The organism is Brevibacterium moorei (assembly GCF_024580735.1).
Taxonomy (GTDB): Bacteria; Actinomycetota; Actinomycetes; order Actinomycetales; family Brevibacteriaceae; genus Brevibacterium; species Brevibacterium moorei.
In genome coordinates, this window is sequence record NZ_JANIJX010000007.1 from 1 (window position 1) to 25,823 (window position 25,823).

Annotated in this window: 24 protein-coding genes; 8 read left to right on the plus strand and 16 right to left on the minus strand. The window is 67.5% G+C overall.

Annotation, left to right across the window (positions count from 1 at the left end; all coding sequences use genetic code 11):
* Positions 1-301: hypothetical protein (locus NQ034_RS06530; RefSeq protein WP_257047780.1), on the minus strand; the 301-nt coding region annotated here is incomplete at its 3' end.
* Between the two features lie 700 nt (positions 302-1,001).
* Here NQ034_RS06530 and NQ034_RS06535 point away from each other — a divergent pair.
* Positions 1,002-2,228, plus strand: a complete 1,227-nt coding sequence (locus tag NQ034_RS06535) for a pyridoxal phosphate-dependent aminotransferase (RefSeq protein ID WP_257047781.1) — start codon at positions 1,002-1,004, stop codon at positions 2,226-2,228.
* 9 nt (positions 2,229-2,237) lie between these two features.
* On the opposite strand, the gene NQ034_RS06540 is transcribed toward NQ034_RS06535, so the two are convergent.
* The 6 genes from NQ034_RS06540 to NQ034_RS06565 form a co-directional block, all read right to left on the minus strand.
* On the minus strand, positions 2,238-2,465 hold the full coding sequence (locus NQ034_RS06540) for a helix-turn-helix domain-containing protein (RefSeq protein WP_257047782.1): 228 nt from the start codon (positions 2,463-2,465) through the stop codon (positions 2,238-2,240).
* Positions 2,462-3,214: a hypothetical protein gene (locus tag NQ034_RS06545; RefSeq protein ID WP_257047783.1), complete on the minus strand. Its 753-nt coding sequence runs from the start codon at positions 3,212-3,214 to the stop codon at positions 2,462-2,464. Before NQ034_RS06545 ends, NQ034_RS06540 begins: the two co-directional genes overlap by 4 nt.
* A gap of 97 nt (positions 3,215-3,311) precedes the next feature.
* Entirely contained in the window at positions 3,312-3,593 is a 282-nt protein-coding gene (locus NQ034_RS06550) for an ArsR/SmtB family transcription factor (protein WP_257047909.1), read from the minus strand.
* Between the two features lie 182 nt (positions 3,594-3,775).
* Entirely contained in the window at positions 3,776-4,441 is a 666-nt protein-coding gene (locus NQ034_RS06555; RefSeq protein ID WP_257047784.1) for a peptidoglycan-binding protein, read from the minus strand.
* A gap of 200 nt (positions 4,442-4,641) precedes the next feature.
* Positions 4,642-5,145, minus strand: coding sequence for a MaoC family dehydratase (locus NQ034_RS06560; protein WP_257047785.1), 504 nt, complete (start codon positions 5,143-5,145; stop codon positions 4,642-4,644).
* Positions 5,146-5,203: 58 nt separating this feature from the next.
* Positions 5,204-6,355 (minus strand): acyl-CoA dehydrogenase family protein, encoded by a 1,152-nt coding sequence (locus tag NQ034_RS06565; RefSeq protein WP_257047786.1) that lies wholly within the window; start codon positions 6,353-6,355, stop codon positions 5,204-5,206.
* 94 nt (positions 6,356-6,449) lie between these two features.
* On the opposite strand from NQ034_RS06565, the gene NQ034_RS06570 reads away from it, so the two are divergent.
* Complete coding sequence (locus NQ034_RS06570) at positions 6,450-7,115, plus strand: GntR family transcriptional regulator (protein ID WP_257047787.1); 666 nt, start codon at positions 6,450-6,452, stop codon at positions 7,113-7,115.
* 118 nt (positions 7,116-7,233) lie between these two features.
* Here NQ034_RS06570 and NQ034_RS06575 read toward each other — a convergent pair whose 3' ends face one another.
* On the minus strand, positions 7,234-9,150 hold the full coding sequence (locus NQ034_RS06575) for an acetate--CoA ligase (protein WP_257047788.1): 1,917 nt from the start codon (positions 9,148-9,150) through the stop codon (positions 7,234-7,236).
* Positions 9,151-9,367: 217 nt separating this feature from the next.
* On the opposite strand from NQ034_RS06575, the gene NQ034_RS06580 reads away from it, so the two are divergent.
* Positions 9,368-10,198, plus strand: a complete 831-nt coding sequence (locus NQ034_RS06580) for a GTP pyrophosphokinase (RefSeq protein WP_306427876.1) — start codon at positions 9,368-9,370, stop codon at positions 10,196-10,198.
* Positions 10,199-10,281: 83 nt separating this feature from the next.
* Here the strand turns inward: NQ034_RS06580 and NQ034_RS06585 are convergent, their stop codons facing one another.
* The 4 genes from NQ034_RS06585 to NQ034_RS06600 all read right to left on the minus strand — a co-directional run bounded on the left by NQ034_RS06585 (position 10,282) and on the right by NQ034_RS06600 (position 15,970).
* Positions 10,282-11,319 carry an NAD-dependent epimerase/dehydratase family protein gene (locus NQ034_RS06585; protein ID WP_257047790.1) on the minus strand — a complete coding sequence of 346 codons (1,038 nt, stop codon included), beginning with the start codon at positions 11,317-11,319 and terminating at the stop codon, positions 10,282-10,284.
* Positions 11,319-14,186: an alpha/beta fold hydrolase gene (locus tag NQ034_RS06590; RefSeq protein ID WP_257047791.1), complete on the minus strand. Its 2,868-nt coding sequence runs from the start codon at positions 14,184-14,186 to the stop codon at positions 11,319-11,321. Before NQ034_RS06590 ends, NQ034_RS06585 begins: the two co-directional genes overlap by 1 nt.
* Positions 14,183-15,214: a 3-oxoacyl-ACP synthase III gene (locus NQ034_RS06595; protein ID WP_257047792.1), complete on the minus strand. Its 1,032-nt coding sequence runs from the start codon at positions 15,212-15,214 to the stop codon at positions 14,183-14,185. The genes NQ034_RS06590 and NQ034_RS06595 overlap by 4 nt, the downstream gene beginning before the upstream one ends.
* 168 nt (positions 15,215-15,382) lie before the next feature.
* A complete protein-coding gene (locus NQ034_RS06600; protein WP_257047795.1) occupies positions 15,383-15,970 on the minus strand; it encodes a dienelactone hydrolase family protein in 588 nt (195 codons plus the stop codon).
* A 152-nt stretch (positions 15,971-16,122) separates the two neighbouring features.
* On the opposite strand from NQ034_RS06600, the gene NQ034_RS06605 reads away from it, so the two are divergent.
* Both NQ034_RS06605 and NQ034_RS06610 read left to right on the plus strand, forming a co-directional pair.
* Positions 16,123-16,875 (plus strand): TSUP family transporter, encoded by a 753-nt coding sequence (locus tag NQ034_RS06605; protein WP_257047796.1) that lies wholly within the window; start codon positions 16,123-16,125, stop codon positions 16,873-16,875.
* Positions 16,876-17,004: 129 nt separating this feature from the next.
* On the plus strand, positions 17,005-17,829 hold the full coding sequence (locus NQ034_RS06610; RefSeq protein ID WP_257047797.1) for an enoyl-CoA hydratase-related protein: 825 nt from the start codon (positions 17,005-17,007) through the stop codon (positions 17,827-17,829).
* 11 nt (positions 17,830-17,840) lie between these two features.
* Here the strand turns inward: NQ034_RS06610 and NQ034_RS06615 are convergent, their stop codons facing one another.
* Together NQ034_RS06615 and putP are read right to left on the minus strand one after the other, a co-directional pair.
* Complete coding sequence (locus NQ034_RS06615; RefSeq protein WP_257047798.1) at positions 17,841-18,491, minus strand: NUDIX hydrolase; 651 nt, start codon at positions 18,489-18,491, stop codon at positions 17,841-17,843.
* Positions 18,488-19,996: a sodium/proline symporter PutP gene (gene putP, locus NQ034_RS06620; protein ID WP_257047799.1), complete on the minus strand. Its 1,509-nt coding sequence runs from the start codon at positions 19,994-19,996 to the stop codon at positions 18,488-18,490. Before putP ends, NQ034_RS06615 begins: the two co-directional genes overlap by 4 nt.
* Before the next feature lie 190 nt (positions 19,997-20,186).
* Between putP and NQ034_RS06625 the strand changes: the two genes are divergently transcribed.
* Complete coding sequence (locus tag NQ034_RS06625) at positions 20,187-20,675, plus strand: MaoC family dehydratase (protein WP_306428155.1); 489 nt, start codon at positions 20,187-20,189, stop codon at positions 20,673-20,675.
* Here NQ034_RS06625 and NQ034_RS06630 read toward each other — a convergent pair.
* Positions 20,659-21,573 (minus strand): LysR family transcriptional regulator, encoded by a 915-nt coding sequence (locus NQ034_RS06630; protein WP_257047800.1) that lies wholly within the window; start codon positions 21,571-21,573, stop codon positions 20,659-20,661. The two genes, NQ034_RS06625 and NQ034_RS06630, sit on opposite strands and share 17 nt — an antisense overlap.
* Positions 21,574-21,654: 81 nt before the next feature.
* On the opposite strand from NQ034_RS06630, the gene NQ034_RS06635 reads away from it, so the two are divergent.
* Positions 21,655-23,457, plus strand: coding sequence for an acyl-CoA dehydrogenase family protein (locus tag NQ034_RS06635; protein WP_257047802.1), 1,803 nt, complete (start codon positions 21,655-21,657; stop codon positions 23,455-23,457).
* Positions 23,454-24,557, plus strand: coding sequence for a CaiB/BaiF CoA transferase family protein (locus NQ034_RS06640; RefSeq protein ID WP_257047803.1), 1,104 nt, complete (start codon positions 23,454-23,456; stop codon positions 24,555-24,557). The genes NQ034_RS06635 and NQ034_RS06640 overlap by 4 nt, the downstream gene beginning before the upstream one ends.
* A 79-nt stretch (positions 24,558-24,636) precedes the next feature.
* Here the strand turns inward: NQ034_RS06640 and NQ034_RS06645 are convergent, their stop codons facing one another.
* Positions 24,637-25,818 (minus strand): acyl-CoA dehydrogenase family protein, encoded by a 1,182-nt coding sequence (locus NQ034_RS06645; protein WP_257047804.1) that lies wholly within the window; start codon positions 25,816-25,818, stop codon positions 24,637-24,639.
* Positions 25,819-25,823 lie beyond the last annotated feature (5 nt).

The following is a 25,823-nucleotide window of genomic DNA, read 5'->3' on the forward strand; positions in this document are numbered from 1 at the left end:
ACCGCACCCGCCGCCTCGCGGCCGCCCCATCAATCCTCAACAGGCGAGTCACCAGGGCCGGAAGAGTCTTCGCACCATAATCAACAGTGGGCACCTCGTATTCGGCCCGCGCCAGAACAACAGCCTCCGTTGAGGCGGTCACGCGGGACAGGTGTTCGATTCCCTTGAGCACCAGGAGCAGGTCGGAAGCGTCGAGACTGGGATCCGTGCCCACACCGGCACCCAGACCAGCGAGTGACTCAGCCGCAACAGCGAGTTCCGGAGCGATCTCCTGTAGACGCTCCCAATCTTCAGAAGTCAAAAAGGGGTCCGCCGGGCGGGCGAAGACCCTGGCACCATCAGCCGAGTCCGGAAGATGGCCAGGACTGCCGCCTACAGAATCCTGACGGTTTCCGGACGAGCCTACGGGTTCATCCGGATCGGGGGAACCAGCACGTGGGAGGGTGGAATCGATGGTCATGACTTCTTCCCTCCTTCCGTATCCCAACCGAAACGCCGGCCGAACTGGCTACACGCGTGTTGTGACTGTGTCGGGGAAGACGAGCCGTAAAACCGAAGGGGACTTCACTGTCCGATTCGGGTTTCCTGACCTACTTCAAGTGTAGCGTGTGTCACTCATAATGGGAAGGGTTTATTCGAAACTGGTTTCCGATGTTTGCCGAGTAGCGCTCGTCTGTTTCGGTGGTAGCAGATGCGCTGGGTGGCAGGGTATGCGCGCGCATCTGACACGACAGACAAGGCGCGGGAACTCAACCCGACTAGCATCCAACTCGCGAGTACCACCGAAAGGCGCCGGCACCCCACCCGAGGAACACCCAACCCGCGAGTACCACCGAAAAGACGCGGGGACTCAACCTGAGCGGCCTAAGCGGTGCCCACCTCAAAGGACACCTGTTCGGGTGATGCCCGATAGACGATGCCCGATGGACGATCACCGATAGCCGGCGAACGAATCGGGGTATCCTGTCGGTCGGGTCCGGTGGACGCGTTAGTGTGAGGATATGACCGAAAACACCGTTCCCCGCCTCGGAGTCTCCGAACGCAGCGCAGTCAGCCCGTTCTTCGTCATGGACATCGTCGCCCGTGCTGCCAAGATGGCTGCCGAGGGCCGACATGTCATCTCCCTATGCGTGGGGGAGCCCAGTCAGGGCGCGCCCACCGATGTGCGCGAACGCGCCGCCAAGGTCTTCACCGATGGGACGAACCTGGGCTATTCCCCCGTCAACGGCATTCCCGCGCTGCGCCAGGCCATCGCCGGGCACTACAAGCGCTGGTACGGCCTCGAGCTGGACCCTGATCGGGTCTTCGTGACCACCGGATCGTCCGGTGCCTTCACCCTGGGGTTCCTGGCCGTGTTCGATGTGGGCCAGCGCGTTGCCCTGGCCCGGCCCGGTTATGCGGCGTACAAGAACATTCTGGCCGGCCTCGGCTTGGAGGTCGTGGAACTCGACTGCGGCCCGGCCGAACGCTACCAGCCCACGGTCGCCCAACTGGCGGCCGAACACGCGAAGTCGCCGCTGTCCGGCCTGGTCATCGCCAGCCCCGCGAATCCGACGGGCACGATGCTCGACCGAGCCCAGCTGACCGAGATCTCCGACTGGTGCACGGCCAACGGCGTCCGCCTGGTCTCCGATGAGATCTACCAGGGCCTGACCTTCGCCACCGACTTGTCCGCCCCCGATGCGCTGGGCGTGACGGCCGCCGAAATCAACCCCGACGCCATCGTCATCTCCAGTTTCTCCAAGTTCTGGGGTATGACCGGCTGGCGTCTGGGCTGGGCGATCGTGCCGGAGAACGTCGCCTCGGCCATGTCCGGCCTGGCAGGCAACTTCACGCTGTGCCCGCCCGTGCCCAGCCAGGTCGCAGCGGTCGAGGCCTTCACCGAGCGGTCCTACCAGGAGGGTTTCGAGGCCCTCAACGGTTTCGCCAAGGCCCGGCAGATGGTGCTCGACGCGATTCCGGAACTGGGCTGGTATGACGTGGCCCCGGCCGATGGCGCCTTCTACATGTACGCGAAGGTCGACAACATCCTGGGCCCCTATGCCAACGCCACCGAGTACTGCTCTGCGTTGATGGACCAGCAGGCTGTCGCGCTGTCACCGGGCACCGACTTCGACACGATCGAGGGCAATTCCGCCGTGCGCCTGTCCTTGGCGGCCGGACCCGAGGCCGTGGCCGAGGCCCTGGAGCGGATCAAGGCGTTCCAGCGGGGCTATCAGGGGGCCTGAGCGGCTGGGTCAGAGGATTTCGAACAGATCGCCCACCTGGCAGTCCAGCACTGTGCAGATCGCGGTGAGGGTGGTGAAGCGCACTGCCCTGGCCCGGTCGTTCTTCAATACTGACAGGTTCACCGGGCTCACCCCGACAAGGTGACTGAGTTCGGTAACCGTCATTCCCCGCTCGGCCAAGAGCGCATCGAGCCGGCAGTGCACCCGGTGTTCACCAGTGGGTTCGGCCGGGCTCAAATGAGCCCCTCGGTCTCGTGTTCGAGCCGTGTGCCATAGCGGAACGCGACCGACAGGGCTGCAAGTCCCAGCCCAGCGCCAATTGGCCAGAGGGGGATGCCGATTCCGCCACCGGCTTGGGGCCACATGTCCCCGAGCCAGTCGATCTTCCCACCGGTTTCGGGAACCTCGGCTCCGGTGTACTCCAACAGTTGCTGTGCGGCCAGGGAGCTGGCGGTATCCGCCAGGATCGCCATAGCGATGCCGCCGATGGCGATGACGAACGCTGCGATCAGAGTCAGACGGGATACGACGGGGGAGAAGGCCTGGCCGGCTAAGAGCTTGCGGCACATGACAGACACTAGGAAGGCCAGCGTGGCCGGCAGGAGCCAGGCGAGTCCCTGGCCGATCGCCCAGCAGATCTTGGTTGAGGCGGACAGGCCGGACAGCAGAACCTCTCCTGAGGTCAACCCTCCGTCCTCCAAATGAGCCGTTGGGCCCTCTATGTGCGCGCCTGCGGGAAGGGTGGGCCAGAAGGGCTCGACGGTGAGTGTGATCGCCGTCTGATCGTTCAGCAGTGCCACCGCGGTATTGGTGATCGCTCCGAGCAGCGTGAAGACTGTGACGATGGTGGCGCACCACAGAGTCAGGCGCACGATCACGGGTCCGCGGTCCGTCCGACCCGCTCCGGCGACCACTGCGAGGCTCGCGATGATCATGCCGATGACGGCCAGTACCGCGATGATCAACCACACTGGCCAAAGGCTCATATCCGGTGTCCTTATCGATTGTCGTTAACAACGTTTATCGATAAATATCAGGCAGGCGCAGAAGGTGTCAATGCGCGATGCGCAGGGTGGCCCCGCCCTACTCCTCCACGTGCGCCAGTGCGTCGATGATGACGTGGCTGACGTGGTCGTCGGCGAGGGAGTAGATGGCCTCGCGCCCCACGCGCTCCACCGTCACCAGGTGTAGGCCGCGCAGCAGCTTGAGGTGCTGGGATACCAACGGCTGGGACAAGCCGGTCTCGTCGACGATCTCGGACACCGAGGCGCTGCGGGCGGTCAGGGTCAGCAGGATGCGCAGTCGCGAGGTGGTGGACAGGGCCTTGAAGACCTCGGCCGCATGCTCCAGGGCGCCCGGGGCCACCTTTTCCGGCAGCTGGGCGTCGACTTGGTGCGTATGCGCTGAAGAGTTGTCCACGTCACCGGATTCTAGTCGAGGCCGCCGCGAATACAGCAGCCGCCCCCGAACCCGTCCCTGAGCAGCCCGAACCTGTCACCGGGGTCGTTGCCGCTGGGACTGTGAGAACTTGGGGCTGAACAGTGCGTTCAGATCGCAGGGGAGTCGCCGTACTTCGATAGGATGTCATAGGCGGTCTGCTCCCATTTGGCGTAGGCCTCGGGGTAGCCGGAGGCCTGCACGGTCTGGGCCGCGTCGTTCTTCTCCATGGTCTTCCAGCCCTTGACCTGTTTGAGTCCCACATTGGGGCACTGCGGGTTGATCCCGTAGAAGGCACGGGCGGAGTAGACCGGATCCTGCACCTGCTCGTCGGTGCCCCATTGCTGGCTGGGGCGCTGCTGGAACAGGCCCCTGGAATCTCTGTCGCCGTGGTCCAGGTTGTACAGAGTGCTCTCCTGGAGCGCAGTCATCAGCGCTACGACGATCCCGTCCTCGCCCACCTTGGCGGTCTTGCCCACGCCGATGATCGTCTGCGCGTTCGTCGACTGCGCAGACGTCAGATTATCGGCCGTCAGATGCAGGCTGCGCACCGTCTGCGGGGCATGCGGGGAGCTGAGGACATTGCCGGCCCAGACGATGCCGCCGACTGCGACCATGAGCACGACCATGACCGATGCCGCGATTGCGGTGGCCCTGTGCCCGGCCCTTCCCGATCGCTTCTGTCGGGCCGCTGCGCGCGAGGTTGCACGAGCGCCCGTCGCACCGGCGCCTCGGCGGCGCGCGGGACGCCTTCTAGTCGAGTTCGTCGAGAGCATGTCTCCCAGTGTAGGAGCCGAACCCGAACGGACGCTGTGACCAAATCGTAATGTTCGGCGTGAGCTTGGTCGCCCTGCACTGCCTGCGCGGCACTCACTGCTTGTGTAGCACGCACTGCCTGCGCGGCACGCACTGCTTGTGTAGCACCCACTGCCTGTGCGGCTTGCACCGCCAGTGCCGGGCGACCGGACTGCCTTGCTCAGCCCTCGAGTTCGGCGACCCGCTCGGCATTGGGGCCGTGGCCGCGGCGGTAGACCATGACGGTGCGCTCGAAGGCGCACACCACGTCCCCGTGCTGGTTGTAGCCCTCAGAGTGCACAGTCACGATCCCGATGTTCGGCCGGGACTTGGACTCCCTGGTGGCCGTCACCGTGGAACGCGAGCGCAGGGTGTCGCCCTCGAACAGGGGGTGGGGCAGGACGATCTTGTCCCAGGCCAGGTTTGCGAATACGTTCTGCGAGACATCGGTGACGCTCTGCCCGGTGATCAGGGCCACCGTCAGGGTCGAGTTCACCAGGGGCTTGCCGAATTCGGTGCGCTTGGCGTATTCGTGGTCGAAGTGCACGGGCGCGGTGTTCTGGGTCAGCAGCGTGAACCAGGTGTTGTCGGTGCTCGTGATGGTCCGGCCCAGGGGGTGTTCGAAGACGTCGCCGATGGTGAAGTCCTCGAAGTAGCGGCCCTGCCAGCCGAAGTGCGTGGTCATATTGGTCTCCTTCGGGTTGTCGTGCATCCGGATCGTGGTGCGTTCGGACGTGGTGCGTTCAGATCGTGTTGCGCTTGATGAGCTGGCCGGCGATGACGTTCTTCTGGATCTCGTTGGTGCCCTCGCCCACGATCATCAGCGGCGCGTCGCGGTAGTAGCGCTCCGGGCTGTACTCCGTGGAGTAACCGTACCCGCCGTGCACCCGGATCGCGTCGAGCGCCACCTCGGCGGCCACCTCGGAGGCGTAGAGCTTGGCCATCCCGGCCTCCATGTCCACCCGGCCGCCGGCGTCGTAGGTGCGCGCGGCGTGCAGCAGTAGCTGGCGGGCTGCCTCGGTCTTGGTGGCCATCGTCGCCAGCAGATTGCCCACCGCCTGGTGCTTCCAGATCGGTTTGCCCATGGACTCGCGTTCCTGGGCGTAGCGCACCGCGTCGTCCAGTGCGGCCTGGGCCACCCCGACCGAGCGCGCGGCGACGTTGAGCCGGCCGGTCTCCAGGCCCTTCATCATCTGCGCGAAGCCCTTGCCCTCGACCCCGCCCAGCAGGGCGTCGGCCGGCACGCGGGCGTCGGCGAAGGACAGTTCGCAGCTCTCGATGCCCTTGTAGCCCAGTTTGGGCAGATCGCGGGAGACCTCGAAGCCGGGGACCTTCTCCACCAGCAGGATCGAGATCCCCGAGTGGCGCGGCTGCGCGTTCGGGTCGGTCTTGAGCAGCAGGGCGGTGACGTCTGCCTTCCTGGCATTGGTGATCCAGGTCTTGGCGCCGTTGATGACGTATTCTCCGGCGGCCTCGTCGAAGTCGGCGTGGGTCGTCATGGCCTGCAGGTCGGATCCGCCGCCGGGTTCGGTCAGCGCCATGGTCGCGCGGATCTCACCGGTGGCCATCCCCGGCAGGTACTTGTCCTGCTGTTCGCGCGTGCCGTAGAGCTGGAGCAGCTTGGCCACGACGGTGTGCCCGCCCATGGCGCCGGCCAGGGTCATCCAGCCGCGGGCCAGCTCGGCGGCGATCATGGCGTAGGCCTCGCCGGAGACTCCGCCGTAGCCCCAGGGCTCGGCGATCGCCAGGCCGAAGATCCCCATCTCCTTCATCTGGTCGATCCAGTCGGTGGGGTACTGTCCCGACTTCTCGAATTCGCCCACGGTCGGTTTGACCTCGGCGTCGATCCAGGCCGCGACGGTGTCGACCATGGCCTGTTCTTCTTCGCTGATCACGGAACTCCTCCCAGGCGCACGACGGCGCGTATCTTCGTTGATATATTTTCTTAAGGATAATGCATGATATGCCGCGACGAACAAGGAGTCCCCGATGCAGACGAAACGCGACATCATCGCAGAGGCACTGCGCCGGCGAATCCTCTCCGGCGAGCTGGAACGCGGGGTGCGATTGCGCCAGGACCAGGTGGCACACTGGTTCGACGCCTCGATCACCCCCGTGCGCGAGGCCCTGCAACGCCTGGAGTCCGACGGCCTGGTGATTTCCGAGGCGCACCGTGGAGTACGGGTGGCCGGGGTGGACTTCGGCTGGGTGACCGGCCTCTACCAGATCCGGATGCTGCTCGAACCCTATGCGATGCGCAGGGCGGTGTTGCGGATCTCCCGGTTCGAACTCCAGGGCGCCCAGCGCATCCTGGCAGATCTGCGCGCGGCGGTGGCCGCCGGTGACGGACCCGGCCGTAACAAACTCACCCGGGACTTCCACTTCTTCTTCTACGAGCGCGCCGGTTCACCGGGCCTCGCCGCGGAGATCGCGAACAAATGGGACGCCTTCCCATGGGACCTGACCCTCGACGACGATGTGCGCACGGGCGAATCCACCGATGAACACGCCGAACTGCTGGACGCGGCCCATGCCGTCGACGCCGAGGGTGCCGGCGCACTGATGGCCGATCACATCCGCACCGGTTTCCTGGCAGCCGCCCGTGCCCTGGGCCGGTCGGATGTCACCGACCCCTTCGACATCGCCAACGACTGACGGGCACGCTCCACACCACAGACGACCACGGATGCCCCGGAAGCGGGGTGATGACCCGGTATACCTGGTCATCACCCCGCTTCCGGGGCATCCGTGTGGAACGGTGCAGGACTGCGCGTCAGTTGCCCGACAGGGCCCCGCGCAGGTTGTCCAATACGCCCGCGTCCTCGATCGTCGAGGGCACCACGACATTCGCCTTGCCGTCGGCGATCTCGCGCATCGTCTTGCGCAGAATCTTGCCCGAGCGGGTCTTGGGCAGGGCATCGACGATGTCGACCTGTTTCAGCGCCGCAACCGGGCCCACCTCGGTGCGCACCTGCTTGACCAGCGAATCCCGGATGTCCTGGGGCACACCGTCTGGCAGATTCTTCAACACCACGAATGCGCGCGGAACCTGGCCCTTGGTCTCGTCGTACACGCCGATCACGGCGCACTCGGCCACGGCCGGATGCGCGGCGATCGCGGCCTCGAGCACACCGGTGGACAGGCGGTGGCCGGCCACATTGATGACATCGTCGGTGCGGCCCATGACGTAGACGTAGCCGTCCTCGTCCAGATAGCCGCCGTCACCGGTCAGGTAGTAGCCGTCGAAGGCAGACAGATAGGAGGAGATGAACCGCTCGTCATCGCCCCACACCGTGGCCATGGTGCCCGGCGGCAGCGGCAGCTTGACGACCACCAGGCCGTCCTGGCCCGCCGGCACCCGGTTGCCCGCGGCGTCGAGGATCTCCACCTGGTAGCCGGGGGTCGGCAGGGTGGGGGAGCCGGCCTTGAGCGGGTACTTGTGTAGGCCGATCGGATTCGTCGCGATGGGCCAGCCGGTCTCCGTCTGCCACCAGTTGTCGATGACCGGGATATCGCGGCCCGTGGCCTCCTTGAGCTTCTCCGTGGTCCACTCGTAGGTGTCCGGGTCCAGGCGCTCGCCGGCCATGTACCAGGCGTGCAGCTGGTCCATGTCGTACTTCTTCATGAGTTCGCCCTCCGGGTCCTCCTTGCGGATGACGCGCATGGCGGTGGGCGCGGCGAAGAAGACATTGGCCTTGTGTTCGCTGACCACGCGGAAGAAGGTGCCGGCATCGGGCGTGCCGATCGGCTTGCCCTCGAACAGCACCGTGGTGACTCCGGCCAGCAGGGGAGCATAGACGATGTAGCTGTGGCCCACGACCCAGCCAACATCGGAGGCGGTGAACATCGTGTCGCCCGGGTGCAGGTCGAACAGGTTGGGCATCGACCAGGCCAGCGCGGTGGCATAGCCGCCGGAGTCGCGCACGATCCCCTTGGGCTTGCCCGTGGTGCCCGAGGTGTAGAGCACGTAGAGCTCGTCGGTGGCCTTCACCGGGGTGCACGGCGCCTGCTTCTGCGTGGCCTCCAGCAGCTCGTCGAAGTCCAGATCGCGGCCGGCGACGAGGTCGCCCGGCTGCTGCTCGCGCTGCTTGACGACGACGAACTCCGGCTTCGCGGCCGCCAGCTCGATCGCCTGGTCCAGCAGCGGTTTGTAGTCGACGATGCGCTTGGGCTCCACGCCGCAGCTGGCCGCCACGATCGCCTTGGGGGCGGTGTCGTCGATGCGCACGGCCAGTTCCGCCGCGGAGAAGCCCCCGAATACCACCGAGTGGATCGCTCCCAGCCGGGCGCAGGCCAGCATGGCGATGACCGCTTCGGGGATCATCGGCATGTAGATGACGACCCGGTCACCCTTGACCACGCCGTGATCGGCCAGGCCCTGGGCGAAGCGGGCGACCAAGTCCGTCAGTTCCGCATAGCTGTAGGTGCGCTTGGTGCCGGTGACCGGCGAGTCGTAGATCAGGGCCGCGTCGGCGCCGCGGCCGGCCTCGACGTGGCGGTCCAGTGCGTTGTAGGCGACATTGAGTTCGCCGTCGGGGAACCAGCGGTAGATGGGCGCACGGCTGTCGTCGACCGCTTTGGTGGGCTTCTTGGTCCACGAGATCAGGTCTGCGGCTTCGAGCCAGAAGGACTCCGGGTCGGTTGCGGCGCGCGCTGCGGCCACTTCATAGGGATTCGGTGTCGTTGACATGGGGTGCCGATCCTCCTCGATGGGCTGGGGATTGTCTGTAGCGCCCACAGTAGCCGACGTGCGTTGCATCACGGAAACTGGCGGTACCGCGTCCGAGCTGGTACGCCTGCGCGCACCGCCGGTCGGTTCAACGTGCCGGCCCGTGCGGGGAACGCAGACCCCCGCAAGACCCAGCCAGGTTTCAATTTCCGGCACTAGGGTTGCTCACGTGAGTGAGATGACCCCCGACATAACCCCGCGCGAACGCAAGGTCCTGAGCGAACTCGGCCGAATGCTGGGCCGCGCCCTGGACGGCGGTAGCGCGCCGGCCCTGACCGAAGACGGGCGGGAGGAACTGCGCGGTCGGTTCCAGGATCTCAAATCCGAGGTCACCCGGTTCCTGCTTCCCTATAAGTTCGGCATCGACACGGTCACGACCAAGTTGAACAATCTGGTCGAGGAATTCGAAGAACTGGGCGAGTACAACCCGATCGAGCACATCAGCTCCCGGTTGAAGTCCCCGGAATCCATCATGGACAAGATCAGGCGCCGTGGCCTGTCGGGGGACCTGGATGAACTGCGGGAGAATCTGACCGATATCGCCGGAGTGCGCGTGGTCTGCAGCTTCGTGACAGATGTCTACCATGTGTTCGAACTGCTCAGCGGGCAGGACGACATCCAGATTCTGCAGGTCAAGGACTACATCGCCCGGCCCAAGCCCAACGGCTACCGCAGCCTGCACCTTATCGTCAAGGTACCGGTCTTTCTGTCCACCGGCCAGGTCGACACCGTGGTCGAGATCCAGCTGCGCACCATCGCAATGGACTTCTGGGCGAGCCTGGAGCACAAGATCTACTACAAGTACGACCGCGAGGTTCCGGAAAACCTACTGGAGGGCCTGCGCGATGCTGCGGAGTCCGCCGGCCGGCTCGACGGGCAGATGGAGTGGCTGCACATTGCGATCCGCGGCGGGGACCGCGACACCAGGGTGCGCCGCAGCGCGGACTCGATGCGCGACTCGGTGCGCACCCAGCAGGCACAGCTGCTGCGCCGCGCCACCCGGGAATAGGGGCCCGGACGTCGGAACACGTCGTTTGCCCATGAACACGCCACTGTAGGGCCGTGTCGGCGGGGAAACGACGTGTTCCGGTTTCAGGCGTATGCCCGGGCCACCAGCTCCAGCCCCTGCTCGATCGACACCGCCGGCGTCCAGTCCAGGACCTCACGGGTGCGGCGCTGGTCGAACCAGTGCGCTGTCGACAGCTGTTCTGCCAGGAAGTGCGTCAGCGGCGGTTCGTCGTCGTGTTCGCTTAGGTTCCAGACCCGTTCCACCGCCGTTCCCGCGGCCCGTCCCACCGCGGCGGGCACCCGCAGGTGCGGTTCGGCCGCACCTCCGGCGATCGCGATGCGCCGCAGCAGTTCGCCGATCGGCCGGGGCTGCCCATTGGTCACCACCAGGGATTGACCGTGCGCCCGGTCCACCGCGGTCAGTCCGGCAACGATCGCGTCCACGGCGTTCGTGACGAACAGGGTGTCGACCAGCATCGCCCCGCTGCCCAGGATCGGCAGACTGCCCGCCTTGGCGCGGTCGATGATCCGCTCCGTCAACTGGGCATCGCCGGGACCCCACATCAGATGGGGCCGCAGCACCAGCACCCGGAAGTCATCTGCGTCGGCGCCCAGGGCGATGAGTTCGCCGGCGGCCTTGGTCCTGGCGTAGTCGCCGCGGGCCCGCTGCGGATCCGCCGGTCCCGCGCCCTCGCCCACGATCGAGGTCCCGGCATGGGCCACCGAGGGCGAGGAGATGTGCACGAAGCGCGGCACTCCGACTTCCCGCGCGGCTGTGACGACATTGCGGGTGCCGTCGATGTTGACCCGATCGAAATCGGCCGGGTCACCGGCCATGGACACCTTGGCCGCCAGGTGCACCACGGCGTCCTGGCCGGCACCCGGCACGTCGGCGGCGCTCTGCGCAGCACCGTCCTGGCCGGCCCTCGGGCCCGGAGCGGCGGCGCCGGCCATGGCTCTGGCCACCGCCTCGGAATCGGTGGTGGAGCCCAGCACATCGTGTGCGCCGTCCACCCCGGAAGGGCGCCGCTGCAGGGTGGTCACCGTGTGCCCGTCCGCGACCAGGGCGCGTGCCACCGAAGAGCCCAGCAGGCCCGAGGCCCCCGTCACCAGGACGCGCATCAGAACTTCCTCACCGGACCGCCGGCCAGCACTGTGGCGGCCCAGTCGGCCAGTGCCGAGCGGTCGATCTTGGAGTTGTGGCGGATGTCCGTGGGGAATTTCGGCGGGATCAGCACGGCTGCCACGTCCAGGCCCAGGACCCGCTGCACCGTGTAGCGGACCTGCTCGGTGATCTCCAGGGGAGCCTGACCCGGCTCCGGCATCTCGGCGGTGGGTTCGAGCACCACTACGATCGCCTGGGTGCCCACCGGCCCGACGCCCACCGCGGCACAACGGGTGACCCCGTGCAGTTCGTCGACCACTGCCTCGATCCCGCCGGGGCCCACGGGGCCCGCCGGCGCGGTGATGACGTGCTGGACGCGTCCTTCCAGCCAGACCCGCCCGGAGGTGTCGATATGGCCGATGTCATTGGTGCGGTGCCAGGTCAGCCCCAGGGCGGTATCGCGCTTGGACTGCTCATCGGTCTTCCACAGATTGTCGTAGCCGGCCTTGATGTGCGGGGCGCTGACGACGAATTCGCCCAGCTTGCCGTGGGCTTCCCGATCCAGGAGCAGCTCCTCGGCGGGCACGCCCTGAGAGTCCAGCGGTGCCAGGGCCAGGTGCACACCGGGGATCGGAGTGCCGACGCAGACCCCGTGATCGTCCTGGTCGGCGGCTGCGGCGGCCACTCCGTCGCGATCGATGTCGGTCAGCAGCAGGCCCTCGGTCATTCCGTAGGGCGAATGGATTTGCGCGCGTGGGAACCAGTGGGTCAGCTCGTCCATCAGCGATAGCGGTACGGGGGCGCCGGCGGAGAGCACCAGATCGATGCGCCCGAAGGCCTCGAGCTGTTCGGCGTCGAGTTCATCGGCGGTGGCCACGACGTTCGTCCAGGCGGCGGGGGACGCGAAGGCCATGGTGCAGTCGGCCGCGGAGATCGCATCGGCCAGGGCCGCGGCCCTCAGGGTGCGCGGCTTGGTCACCGACATGTCCGGGGTGACGCTGGTGGCGCCCAGACCGGGTCCGAACAGTGCGAAGGGCGCGAAGCCCGCCACCAGGCCGGATCCGCGTTCCACGTGGAACCGCGAGCCCAGCAGACGGATCAGTTCGCCGAGCCTGCGGTGCGTATAGCGCACGCCCTTGGCCGGGCCCGTGGAGCCGGAGGTGAAGAGGATCGCGGCGTCGTCGTCGAGTCCCGGAGCCTGCTCGCCCACCAGCGCGGCGGCACTGCGGCCCGGTGCCTTCATATCCTGGCGGGGTACCGGGGTACGGGACAGTTCGGTCAGGCTGGTCTCCACGCGCAGGCCCTTGCGGGCCAGCAGGCCCATGGGGCTCACGGAGATCCGGCGGCCCGGCCAATTGCCGCCGCGTGCCAGGGCCAGGCCGGGGGCCTCGCCGATGATCCACTGTGGGTCGGCGGACTTGATCGCCCTGGTCATCCCCGCCGGGCCCAGGCCGGCGTCGGCGACGACGGCCACGCCGCCGGCCTTGAGCACGGCATAGGCCGCGGCCGTCAGATTGTTGCCGGGGGTCACCAGCAGGCTGACCCGGTCGCCCTTCTGCAGGCCCAGCTGCCCCAGGCCCTTGGCGATGGCATCGACCACGCCGGCCAGGTGGGCCCAGCTGATCGCCTGGGCCGGCCGCTTGGTCATATCGACGCTGGCCACGGCGCGTTCGGCGCCGCGGGCGGCCAGCGCGTCGAAGATGAAGGGCGGATCGTCGGCCTCGGGGTCGGTATCGGCCGCAGCGGCCCCCGCCGGGGCCGAGGCCGCATCGGACCGGGCGCCTGTACCGTCCTGGTCCGGCGCCTCGGCTCCGGCTCCGGCCGCGGCGCCGGTACCGGATGCAGTGCCGGCAGGGGTGTCCGCGTGGGGGACGTGCTGTTCCAACCAGTCGAAGACGAGCCCGGCATAGGGGACGTCCTCGGTGAACAGGTGGTTGAACTTCTCGAAGCGGTGCAGGTCAGCCTGCGGCAGGCGCTGGCGCAAATCCCGCAGATAGCGTTCCAAGAAAACCGGGTCCTTCGGCCCCCACAGCAGCAGCGCGGGACCCTCATAGGCGGCGATGTCCGCACCGATCCGCTGGAGTTCGGCATCGGAGGGGTGCGAGGCGTCCACCGGGATGTCGGCGACGAAGGCGCCGATCCCACCGCGATCGCGCGGATGTCGATACGGCGAGCGGAAGGCCCTGCGAGTGGTCCGGTCCATGGATTCCGACAGCGACAGGCTCACCCGCAGGAAAGCGTCGGTCAGCACGGTCGAGGTGGGTAGCAGGCCGCCGGCCAGGGCCGCCTGCAGGGGAGCGGGCACCGGGGCCGACTCCGGCTGGTGCACTGCGGTATTGCAGCTGATGACCGCGTCGATCAGGTCCGTATTGCGGGTTGCCCAGCCCAGGCTGATGACCCCGCCCCAGTCGTGGCCGATCGTCACGAGCCGCTGGGTGGAGGGCGCTTCGGGCAGGATCGCGTGGACCACGGCGTCCAAGTCGCCCACCCGCTCGGCCAGCCGGCGGTAGCCCTCGCCCCGGGGAGAGGGCAGGGCGTCGTGTTCGAGGCGCTCGGAGTACCCCATCTCCAGCTGGTCCACCGCGACCACGCGCCAGGCGCCGGCGTTCGCCTCGGCACCGGTGCTGCCCGATGTCCCTGTGCCCGCACGGCGCAGGGACTCGGCGGCCAGCCGGCGCCACATATAGGACCAGGTCGGATTCCCGTGCACCGCCACGATGGTGCCGGTCGGTTCGATCCCGGCCTCGCGCAGCGCCGGCAGGGTGTCGAGCAGGTGGAAGGTGTGGGGGCCATCGGCCGTGCGCACCGTCAGGATCCGCGACCAGCGCGCGTCCCATTCGGGCAGGCCGTCGACTGTGGTGGCGGGCCGTGCGGGAAGCCTCACCAGATGATCTCCGTCATCGCGGTGTTCAGACCGGAGCCCACGCCCATGGCCAGCACCCGGTCGCCGGCGGACAGGGAGTCGACCTGTCGGGCCAGGGTGATGGGCAGGGAGGCCGGGCCCACATTGCCCAGCACGGGATAGGTCTTGGGCATCTTCGCCGGATCCAGGTCGACCGCGCGGGAAATGGCGTTGGAGTGGACGTTGGACACCTGGTGGGTGACGTAGCGGTCCATATCGGACCAGTCCCAGCCGTTGGCCTGGGCCTCGTGCCAGGCCGCGGTGACCAGTTCCATGCCATTGGACAGCAGGCCCTGGGTATCGGTGAACATGCCGTTGTGGTCGCCTACGCACAGTCCGTGGTTCCACGTGGCCGCCCGTGTCACCCCGCCTAGGATCCGGTGGCCCTCCGGGTGCCGGTCTGCCCGGCCCAGCACAGCGCCCGCGGCGCCCGAGCCCAGGGTCAGGGAGGCGAACTCGTTGAGGTACTCCTCGCGCGTGATGCCGTCGCGGGAGAGCCGGTTGATCGTGGCGCGCTGCACCCGGGAGGCGTCCTCGCCGGCCACGATGAGCGCATAGTCGATCTGTCCCGAATCGATCATCGTCGCGGCCAGCGTCATGCCGTTGACGAAGCCCAGGCAGGCATTGGCGATATCGAAGTTCATCGCCGAGGTGGGCAGCCCGATCCCGTGGTGGACCGATACCGCGACGGAGGGCTCCAGGGACTCGCGGGTCACCGAGGTGTTGATCATCAGGCCGATCGACTCGGCCGGGACCCCCGACCGGGCCAGCGCATCGCGGCCGGCCTGGGCGGCACCGGCGATGAAATCATGCGGATCGTCCCAGTTGCGGCGCGCGTTCACCCCGGCCACCCGCTGCAGCAGGCGCTTGGGCAGGTGCAGGTGTTCGAGCGTGGAGGCCAGCTCCTCGTCGAACGAATCGGATGTCACTTCATTGGGGGCCGTGACCTCCACGACCGAGAGAAGAGCCACGTTTGAGTGCCGGAATGTCGTGTTGCCGTTCAAAAGCATCCGTTCGTAATTTGTGAGCGCTGTGACCGGACAGCCTGAAAAAGTCTGTAAACAATCCTAGCGCGACACCCCTGAACGTCTGCTGATCCACCCCGTGAGGGCCGCTACATCCGAGGCGGTGACGTCCGCGGCCGTGCCGGTGGTTCTCCCCGTGGTGTCACCGGCGGGTCACACCTCGGCGTCGAGGAAGCGCAGCACCCTGCCCCACATGAGTTCGGCCAGGGCCGCATCGTAGTCGGGCGTCGTGGGGTCGGCGAACAGGTGCCCCGACCCTGGATAGACGAAGTGGGAGGCCTGCGCGCCCGCCCCCGCGACCGAGTCCACCAGGGTCGCCACCTGGCTCGATTCGACCCACGGATCGTCGACGCTGTGATGGATCTGGAGGGGGACCTCGGCCGGCCAAGAGGTGGCCTTGGGCGCCCCGCCGGCATGGAACAGCAGTGCGCCCGCGGCCTTCGGATTGCGCTTGCCCATCGACTGGGCCATCGCCGCCCCCAGGGAGAAGCCGCCGAACACCACGGAGCGTTCGGGGACATCGGCGAGCAGGGCTTCGACCTCGGCCGCGGCCCGGCGCGCTAATTCGGGGAAGGTCGCCTCGTCACGGTAGGCGATCCCGGCGGCGGTGTCGGTGAAGACATGGCCGGAGTAGTAATCGGGGGTGTGGACGGTGTGGCCGGCTGTGCGCAGGCGCTCGGCCATCTCGCGCAGACCCGGGTTCAGTCCCAGGGCGGAGTGGAACAGTACGACGGTGGACATGTGGCCCAGCCTACAGGTGCGGTCCCGGCCGGGGGAAGGACCCGGTGGGCTGATGTGAGCGCGCCGGGCTGATGTAAGAATGAGAAGGTCCAGGGTGGGACTGTTCCGCGGTCGGATGGACGATGCGGAGTCGGGGAGAAGGGGGAAGGCACGTGTCCTTTGTGCCGTTGCTGCCATTCATCATTGTGGCGGTGCTCATCGGGGTGATCCTGCAGCGGCTCTCGGGCACCGGAGTGGGACTGGTCGTCGCACCCGTGCTGACCCTGCTGCTGGGGCCCGCACTGGGCGTGTTCGTGACGAACACCGCGACCATCGTGTCAGGCTTCCTGATCATGTTGGCGGTCTTCCACGAGGTCGACTGGAAGCGCTACCTCATCATCGCGCCCGCCGCCCTGGTGGGCGCCTTTCCCGCCGCGGCGCTGGTGGGGCACACGGACCCCGCCTGGCTCGACATCATCATCGGCGTCATCGTGGTCATCGGCCTGCTGCTGACCTTCGGGGTACCCCGCCTGCCGCATCTGTCGTCCTCCGCACTCACCGGCGCGGCCGGGATCATCGGTGGCTTCCTCAACACCACGGCGGGAGTCGCGGCCCCTGCGATGGTGATCTACTCGAAGTTCGCCCGCTGGAACCAGCGGTCCTTCGCCGCGACCATGCAGCCGACCTTCATGACAATGGGCATCTTCTCCGTGACGGTCAAACTGCTCACCGGCACGGTGACCACCGCACAGCTGCCGCCCTGGTGGATCCTGCCGATCATCGTGGCCACCGTGCTGGTGGGGATGTGGATCGGCGGGGCCGTGGCGAAGGTCGTCACCATGGGTACTGCCCGCGGCACCGCCGTGGTCCTGGCCGGCCTGGGCGGGGTCGTGACGATCGTACGCGGCGTCTTCTTGCTGGCCTGAACCGCTTGAGCCGAATCCCTGGTGAGTCGACCCCCTGGCTGAACGCTTGTTAAGCTGTGGATGGTTCGGCCGCGCGGCTGCGCACGGCTGCGGACCCTGCAGCCGATTCAGTCCATGCAAAGGAGCATCATGAGCGAACAGTCCACCACGGCCACCCACGGCACCGTCGTGACCACCCTGCGCGAGGACGGGGTGGCCCATGTGCGGTTGAACAGGCCCGAGCGCCTCAATTCGCTGACCGCCGAGGTCTTCGCCGACCTGGTCGAGGCCGGCACCGCCCTGCGGGGCCGGGCCGAGGTGCGCGCCGTGGCGCTGACCGGCACCGGCCGCGGCTTCTGCTCCGGGCTGGACATGGGGGAGTTCTCCAAGATGGTCGACGGGACCGCTCACCTGGTGCAGGACCTCGCGCCCCTGGGACCGGTCAAGGCCCTGGCCCAGCAGGCCGTCTACGTCTGGCAGTTGTTGGAGGTCCCCGTGGTAGCTGGCATCGACACCGTGGCGATGGGTGGGGGCCTGCAGCTGGCACTGGCCGCGGACATCCGCGTGGCCCAGCCGAACGCCAAGCTGTCGATGATGGAGATCAACTGGGGTCTGGTCCCCGATATGTGCGGCACCCAGCTGCTCCCGCCGTTGGTGGGCCTGGGCCGGGCCAAGCACCTCATCATGACGGGGCGGACCGTGCTGGGCAGCGAGGCCCTGAGCCTGGGCCTGGTCGAAGAACTGGCCGAGCAGGCGGCCCAGCGGGCACTGGAGTTGGCGGGGGAACTGGCCGCCGGCTCACGTCCGGCGCTGGTCTACGCCAAGGAGCTGACGAATCTGGCGGTCGACCCCTCCGCGACCCTGGAGACCGGTTTCGCCAGGGAACAGGATGCCATCGGCGAGCTCATCGGCGGCGCCGAACAGGAACGGGTGGTGGCCCGCCGGATGGCCCAGCTGAAAGCCCGCAAGGGCTGAGAGCCCGCCGGTTAGACCTGGGGCCGGTCATTGCGCACCGGGACGATGGACCGGTGCGCGCTCGCAGCCCGCACCGCATCCCAGCCGCCCAGGTCCACCAGTTCTTCGAGCAGCGTGCGGGTCGGGCGCATGAGCAGCAGTTCGCCGGCACCCCCGCGCTCCAGCAGGACCGCCGCGGGCAGCCACTCCGAGCGCTTGGCCTCGGTCGTGGTGTTGCGCAGCAGCCCGGCGGCCGAGGCCGGGGCGACGTAGAAGTACGTGTCGAAGCGCCGCGGTGGTCCGGGCGGGGTGACCCAGTTGGCCCAGGGGAGCAGGCAGTCGCTCGGCAACAGGGAACCGGTCTCCTCCTCCACCTCGCGCCTGCCGCAGGCCAGCAGCACGGCAGGGTGCAGCGGCACAGCCGCCATATCGGTGGCGGCCCAGGCCCGCTCGTGCGCTGCGAACCGTGCGGAGTCGAACCCCTGCTCGGCGGCCCTGGCCTGGGCCCTGGCGTAGTCGACCGGATCAACGCGGCCGCCGGGGAAGACCACCGCGCCGGCGGCGAAGTCCATCGTCTGCACGCGGTGCTGGACGAAGACCTCGGGGCCGGAGGAACCGTCGCGCACGACCAGGACGCTGACGGCCGGACGGATCGGGACGGGTGTACCGGTCGGGACGTTCATGCTGCACTCCTCTTGGATGAGGCCTCGGCCGCGGCGGCCGTGAACTCCGCGTGGATCTCGGGATCGTGGCGATGGGTGCACATGCTGACGACCATACCCACTGCCGTGGCCAGGATGAAGGCCGGCAGCAGCTCGTAGAGCTCGAAGAGGGTCCCGGGCAGATAGTGCCAGACGAAGACAACCACGGTGCCGGTGAGCATCGCGGCCAGGGCGCCCCAGTTCGTCAGCTTCGGCCAGAACAGGCTGAGCAGGACGACCGGGCCGAAGGCCGCGCCGAAGCCCGCCCAGGCGAAGCTGACCAGGCCCAGGATCGTGTCATTGGGGCTGATCGACATGAGCATGGCGATCAGCGCGATCACCAGCACCCCGACACGACCCAGCACCACCAGTGTCCGGCCCGATGGCGGGGTCCGCCGGAAGGCCCGATAGATGTCCTCGACCAGGGCCGAGGAGCACACGATGAGCTGGCTGGACAGGGTCGACATGATGGCCGCGAGCACGGCCGCCAGCACCAGGCCCGCCACGAAGGGGTGCAGCAGCACCTGGCTGAGCAATAGGACGACGGTCTCCGGGTCGGCCGGGGCCGACCCGAACTTCTGGAAGTAGGCGATGCCGACGAAGCCCGCAACCACGGCGCCGGCCAGGGACAGGAATTGCCAGCCGGTGGCGATGCGGCGGGCCGAGGCGGCCTCGGCGGACGAGCGCAGCGCCATGAAGCGCACGACGATGTGCGGCTGGCCGAAGTAGCCCAGGCCCCAGGCCAGGCCCGATGCGATGGTGATGACGACGGTGGTGGCATCGAAGTGGCCGGCGCCCAACCAGGACAGGTTCGCCGGGCTGACCGTCTCCACGATCGTCGCGGTCTGGGAGAACCCGCCGATTGTCACAATGGCGACGATGGGCACCGCGACCAGGGCGACGACCATCATCAGCCCCTGGGCCACGTCCGTCATGGAGGCCCCCAGGAAGCCGCCGAAGAGCGTATAGGCCAGGGTGATGACGGTGACCAGCAGCATGCCGAACATGTAGTCCCCGCCGAAGGAGCTCTCGAAGAACTTGCCGCCGGCAACCATTCCGGAAGAGGCGTAGAGCGTGAAGAAGACCAGGATGATGATGCTGGAGACGGTGCGCAGCAGCCGGGACCTATCGCGCAGTCGGTTCTCGAAGAAGCTGGGCAGGGTGATCGAATTGTTCGCGATGTAGGTGTAGGAGCGCAGCCGGGGCGCGACGATCCGCCAGTTCAGGTACGAGCCGATGAGCAGACCGACGGCGATCCAGGCCTCGATCAGGCCGGTCGCGTAGATGGCGCCGGGCAGTCCCATGATGAGCCAGCCGGACATATCGGAGGCCCCGGCGGAGATCGCTGCGACCCACGGCGGCAGATTCCGCCCGCCCAGCATGTAGTCCTCGTGGTCGCTGGTCCTGCGCCAGCCGAGGTACCCGATGAACAGCATGGCGGCGAAGTACAGGCCCAGTGCCGTGTACAGGAAGATCTGGGAGGACAAGGGGACTCCTTCAAAGGGGATGGTCATTCCCCAGAGTGCCAGAAGTCGCCACCGGCCACATCTTGGAATCGTCTGGTGGGACTGGTTAGGATGATGTCGAGCGCTGAACGAACGCTCACTAGCGGGTCTTGGAACCCGCGGCAGGATCGACGCAATGGATCGATACGACGATCCGCACGATGATTCGACAATGATTCGCACGAGGACGAAGGAGACCATTATGGTGCGCGAGATCAAGGGCTATGACGGCCTGATGGAACTGGTCGGCCAGGAGCTGGGCAAGAGCGACTGGTTCGAGGTCACGCAGGAGCGTGTCAACATGTTCGCCGATGCCACCGGCGACCACCAGTGGATCCACATCGACCAGGAGAAGGCGAAGAACGGCCCCTTCGGCACGACGATCGCCCACGGTTTCCTGACCCTGTCCCTGCTGCCCGTCCTGGGTGCCCAGGTGCAGAAGGTCACCGGTATGAAGATGGCCATCAACTACGGCTGCAACAAGGTCCGCTTCCCCAGCCCCGTGCCGGTGGGCTCGCAGGTCCAGGACACGATCGTGCTCAAGGAGGTCAACCGGAAGCCCTCCGGCATCCAGGTGGTGATGGAACACACGATCGCCATCGAGGGCGCCGAACGTCCCGCCTGCGTGGCGGAATCGGTCACCGTCATGGTCGAGGAGTAACCGACTCCGCAGCACGGCCGGCGGCGCGGATGATGCCGCGCGCCAGCCGGTCGGCCGGCGTCCCGGCCGCCTCCCGGCGCACGGACACCCAGGCCTGTGGGGCCTCGGCGCCCCGGTCGATCCGGTGCAGGCGCAGCCGGGCGTCGGTGCGGTAACTGCCGGCGACCGGCCCCGGTACCAGGGATACGCCCAGCCCGTGTGCCACCATCTCGACGGCGGCGGCCCAGCTGGTCGTCTCGTGTTCGATCCGCGGCTCGAAGCCCGCGGCCCGGCAGATCCCCACCACGTGCTCGTAGTACAGGGGAGAGGCGCTGCGCCGGAAGATGACATAGGGCAGGCTAGCGGTCTGCGCGACGGTCGTGACCGTCTCGGTCGCCCCCGTGCACAGCCAGAATCCCTCCTGCGAGGCCTCACGGCAGTCGACCAGGGGCGAATCCAGCGGCATGTGCCCGCAGGCCACATCGATCTCGTGGCCCAGCAGCATATCGCTCTGCGCGGCCGAGGACGCCTCAACCGTCTTGACGACGATTCCCGGATTGTGCCGGGTGAAGTTCCTGATCGCCTCGGGCAGCCCGCGGTGGACGAAGGTCATCACGGTTCCGACGGTCAGGGTCGAAGCCGCCCCCGTGCGCAGCTGCAGTGCGCGCGCGTTGAAATCCTGGGCGGCGCCCACCGCCGCCTTAGCGTACGGCAGGAGTGCCGCACCTGCTGCGGTCAGTGCGGTCGCGGGCGCCCGATGGAACAGCGGCGTGCCGACGAAGTCCTCGAGCCGTTTGAGTTCGGCGCTGAGCGCCGGCTGCGAAATCCCCACCTCGTCGGCGGCCGCCTGGAACTTGCCGTATTCGGCCAGCGCCACGAAGTATCGGAGGCGTTTCAGGCTGGGCTCGACGATAGCCATTGCTTATATCCCATAGTCACAACCTCTTTGTTTCCGCGGTCTCCCGCGCGATAGCTTGATTTCAACCTATCAAAGGAGATTATGGTGGATACGACCGTGGCCGACGATACGTCGGTGGTGCCGGACAGCTTCGGGATCGACCGGTTCGCCGACGACACCTCGTTGCGCAGCCTGCTGCCCCTCTACATCGACGACCGGCTGCTGGAGCATCTGCGCCCGACCCTGACAGCGCTGGGCCCGCGGCTGGGCGGCGAGCTCGATGAGCTGGCCGGGATCGCCGACCGCAATCCGCCGGTGCTGCGCCCGCGCACCAGAACCGGCCAGGACCTCGAATCCGTCGAGGCCCACCCCGCCTACCGCGCCCTGCAGCAGGTGGCATACGGAGATCTGGGGATGGCGGCGATGAGCCACCGGCCCGGCGTTCTGGGCTGGCCCGAGGTGATGCCCCCGGTGGTCAAATACCTGTTCTTCTACCTCTTCGCACAGGCGGAGTTCGGACTGGAATGCCCTGTGTCCATGACCGATTCGCTGACCCGGGTGCTGCGGAAGTTCGGCTCGCAGCAGCTGCAGGAGCGCTATCTGCCAGGGCTGACCAGCACCGATCTGGACACCCTGCTCCAGGGCGCGATGTTCATGACCGAACAGGGTGCGGGCTCCGACACCGGCCGGATCGAGACGAGTGCCGTGGACAACGGTGACGGCACCTGGTCGCTGCACGGGCAGAAGTGGTTCTGCTCGAACGTCGACGCCGAACTCTCCATGGTCCTGGCCCGCCCGGCAGGGGCCGGCGAGGGCACCAAGGGCATCGGCTTGTTCCTGCTGCCGCGCCACCTGCCCGACGGCACGCAGAACGCCCAGCGGATCGTCAGGCTCAAGGACAAACTGGGGACCCGTTCGATGCCGTCGGGCGAGGTCAGCCTGGACGGTGCCACGGCCTATCTGGTGGGGGAGCTGGGCCAGGGCTTCAAACAGATGACCGATATGATCAACCCCTCGCGCCTGTCCAACGGGGTCCGCTCGGCCGGGCTGATGCGCCGCGCCTTCGCCGAGGCCCGTTATGTGTGCGCCAACCGCGAGGCCTTCGGTAGCACCCTGAACAAGCTGCCGCTGCAGCGCCGACAGCTGGCGAAGCTGCTGCTGCCGACCGAGCAGGGCCTGTCCATGGTCTTGCATACCGCCGACGTCTATGCGAAATCCGAGGCCGGGGACTCCCGTGCCACCGCGGTGCTGCGGATCCTCACACCCCTGCTGAAGTTCCGCACGACCCGCGACGCGCGCAAGGTCACCGCGGATGCGATGGAGGTGCGTGGGGGAGTGGGCTACATCGAGGAGTTCGGCGACGCCCGTGTCTTCCGCGATGCCCAGCTCGGCTCGATCTGGGAGGGCACTTCGAACATCGTGGCCCTGGACGTGATCAGGGCGGCCCACCGCTCGGAATCGCTCAAACCGCTGATCGGCCATCTGCAGGACCTGCTGGCCGAGGCCGCAGGCACCGGAGCAGCCGGTGACGGCGCGGCCACCGGCTGCGTGCCGGCGGTGCTGCACGGGCATCTGGAGGAGTTGACCGGGCGCATCATGCACCTGCTCGAACTGCTGCCCATGGGAACGGATCAGGAGCGGGTCCGGCAGGCGGCCTCGGCGACCTACCACCTGGTCAGCGCCATCGTCCTGACCTGGGAGGGCGCCCACGTCGGGCAGCGGTTCGGGGACTGGACGCGCCTGGTCCTGGCGGCCCTGGTGGTGCGCCACAAACTGCTGCCGCAGGATCCGCTGGAACCCGCCGCCGACGACGCCGAGGTGATCGACGACCTGGTCGCGGGCGTTCCGTTCGACCGGGAACGGGCCCGGGCGGCCGTCGAATCGATCCTGGCGGGGACCCGATGAGCGGGGCGCTTGAGGGCATTGTCGTCGTCGACCTCTCGCGGATCCTGGGTGGGCCCTACTGCACACAGATCCTGGCCGATCACGGCGCCACCGTGGTCAAGGTCGAGCCGCCGTCAGGCGATGACACCCGTAGCTGGGGCCCGCCGTTCATCAGAGAAGGGGTGTCGGCCTACTTCGCCGGGATCAACCGGAACAAGGACTGCATCACCCTCGATCTGCGCACGCCCGGCGGGATCGCACAGCTGGAGGAGCTGCTGGCCGGCGCGGATGTGTTGGTGGAGAACTTCAAGACCGGCACCCTGGCGAAGTGGGGGCTGGACCCGGTCACGGTGCTTCCCGAGCGGTTCCCGCGGCTGGTCCACTGCAGCATCACCGGCTTCGGTGACGACGGTCCATTGGGCGGACTGCCCGGCTACGATGCGATCATCCAGGCGATGTCCGGACTCATGTCGGTCAACGGCACGCAGGATTCGGGGCCGACGCGCATCGGGATGCCGGCCGTGGACATGGTGACCGGTATGAATGCCGCGCTGGGGATCCTCATGGCCCTGCAGGAAAGGCAGCGCAGCGGGTTGGGCCAGCGGGTCGAGGCCACGCTGTTCGACTCCGGGCTTTCCGTGATGCACCCGCATCTGCCCAATTACTTCGCTTCGGGGGCCGAACCCCGGTTGACGGGCAACGACCATCCGAACATCGCGCCCTACTCCGCATACCTCACGGGTACGGGCCCGGTCTACATCACGGCGGGCAATGACGGACAGTTCGCCCGGCTGGTCGAGTTCCTGGGGGCCGCTGACCTTGCCGCCGATCCGCGGTTCTGCGATAACGCGGCCCGACTGGGCCACCGGGCGGAACTGCGCGAGGCCCTCGAGGGGCTGCTGGCCGACCACGATGCGCAGGAGGTCGCGGCGGAACTCATGGCCATCGGCGTGCCCGCCGGTCCGATCCTGAACGCGGCCCAGGTGGTGCAGCACCCGCACACCGCGCACCGGGAGATGATCGTCGAGTTCGACGACGGGTCCCGCCAGGTGGCCTCGCCGATCAAACTGACGCGCACCCCGGCCGCCTACCGGCACCCGGCGACCGAACAGGCCCGCTGAGCACGCCGACCCGTCACATATGTGGGTTCTCCGGGTGGAGAACCGCACATCTGTGACGGGTCGGCGCTGTGGTTGGGGCTCAGCGCCCCAACAGTTGATCGCTGATGATGCGCATCTGGATTTCCGAGGAGCCCTCGAAGATCTTCGTCAGGCGGGCATCGCGCCAGTAGCGCTCCACCGGGAAGTCCTTCGTATAGCCGGCGCCGCCGTGGATCTGGAGCGCCTGGCTGGTGACGTATTCGCTCATCTCACCGGCCAGGTACTTCACCATGGCCGCTTCTTTGTCGCAGCGGTTGCCCGTGTCGATATCGCTGGCCACGGAGTACATGAGTTGGCGGCAGGCCGCGATCCTGGCGGCCATATCGGCGATCTTGAAGCGCAGGTGCTGGAAGTCGGCCAGTTCGTGGCCGAACTGGCTGCGCACGTGCACATAGTCGATCGCGGCGTCCAGGGCGGCCTGGGCCAGGCCGATGGAGCGCGCAGCGGTGTGGGCGCGGCCGACTTCCAAGCCGGAGACGGCCAGGTAGAAGCCGCGGTCCTCTTCGCCCAGCAGCGCATCGGCGGGCAGCCGGAAGTCATCGAAGGACAGCTCCCAGGTGTGCCAGCCGAAGTAGCCGATCTTCTTCACGGGGTTACCGCTGATGCCCGTGGGGAACTTCCCGCGCTCCTTCTCGACGAGGAAGCAGGAGATGCCGTGGTGGCGTTTGCTCGGGTCGGGGTCGACCGAGGTGCGGGCGAAGAGGACGAGGTAGTCGGCCATGTCCGCGTAGGTGCACCACATCTTGGTGCCGTTGATGACCCATTCGTCGCCGTCGCGTTCTGCCTTGCACTGGATGTTGGCGACGTCGGAGCCCGCTTCCGCCTCGGACAGGGCGTAGGCGCCCAGGTATTCGCCGGTGGCCACCTTCGGCAGGAGGCGGGCCTCCTGTGCGGGGGTGAACCCCCCGCCCATGCCATTGCCGCGGGCCAGCAGGCCGGCCACCGACATCCAGTTCCGGGAGAGTTCCTCGGCCACGAGGCAGTATTCGAAGACGCCCAGGCCGAGGCCCCCGTATTCTTCCGGGATCATGATGCCGAAGAATCCGAGCTCGCCCATCTGGGCGACGAGTTCTTCCGGGAACTGGCCCTCAACGGGGTCAAGTTCGTTGGCGATGGGCCGGACGACTTCGTCGGAGAACTGCCTGGCCATGGCCTGGAGTTCGACGCGGTCCTCGGTCATATAGTGCGGTGTTCCCGGACGGGGGCGTGGCTTGTGCGTCATGGTTG